Here is a 1,057-nt window from a genome sequence, read left to right on the forward strand (position 1 = left end):
CCTAGGGCTTGAATGTTCAAGGCTTGTGGAATGTGCTCGTTTTGCGCTGTAGCAGAAACGAATGGCAGTGCTGATTCAATGTCGAAACGAGTCCAAAGCTCGCGTGTTGTCAGCGTAGCATCGCTGTTTTCGATCAGTGCTTGCGCCGCTTCTTCTGTCACAACAAGTAACCAACGGTTCGCCTCTACTTTTACCGCAGTGCCGCCATTGATGATGCGTACATCACCGGCATCTTCATTTAAAGCAGACACAAACGCATCGGCGTTGACACCTGCAACGCCAAGAATCACATCGTTAGATTCTTCAATCGTGACTTTGGAAAATACGGCGTATTTTTTTATTTCTTTCAGTTCGATTTCAATCGCAGATTTCGGCTGGATCATGCCGTAGCCATCACCATGATGGAACAAGCGGAATACACTCCACACTTTACCTTTCGCGTCGCAGTGCGCACCGAGTGTTGATTGGTCTTTTTCTAGAGAAACCACATCACAGGTAACTTGACCATGCAGGTACGATTTTTTGTCATCGCCTACCATGGTGATCATGCCTAGATGATCGAGTCGTGAGATAGACAGTTCTGGTAGAGCATCTTGAGTCGATAGGTTGAGCGGTGAAAAGCGAGTTTGCCATTCCATGATTACAATGCCTTTTGAAGATATTTTTCAGCTATGTTAAATGCAGATTCACGATTTGTCAGCTTTCAATATGCCCAAGTCACCTTAAGGTGTTCGGTTTAGCGAGAACCGCTCAGTTTTCAGATGTAGCGGTAATTTGGAAATCTAATCAACCTTGAGTAAGAAACGTCAACAACGTATGTCAATCAAGGATAGGTGACGTTTTCTATCGTGATTTCATGGCAGAATAATTAGGAAAGAGCTCGCTGTTGCTAAACGTGAGGTTCAGTGGTGTTGAATCAGTGACCAGCTTTGAATCTGACACCTTGAAGTTACTTAACGTATTGTGACCCGCACACTAGTGACGTAGCACATCCCTTGTTACACTCCGCATTAATAACAAGACATCTATGAAGGAATAGTGAATGTACACTCCTGAA

At 44.4% G+C, this 1,057-nt stretch carries 1 protein-coding gene; it reads right to left on the minus strand.

The genetic code is table 11. The features are described from left to right. Positions 1 to 638 (minus strand): folate-binding Fe/S cluster repair protein (locus R7035_RS25960; protein WP_318146414.1); only part of this gene is annotated, 638 nt, incomplete at its 3' end. Positions 639 to 1,057: the final 419 nt, after the last annotated feature.

Origin of the sequence: Vibrio sp. 1731 (assembly GCF_033339955.1) — a bacterium.
GTDB lineage: Bacteria > Pseudomonadota > Gammaproteobacteria > Enterobacterales > Vibrionaceae > Vibrio > Vibrio alginolyticus.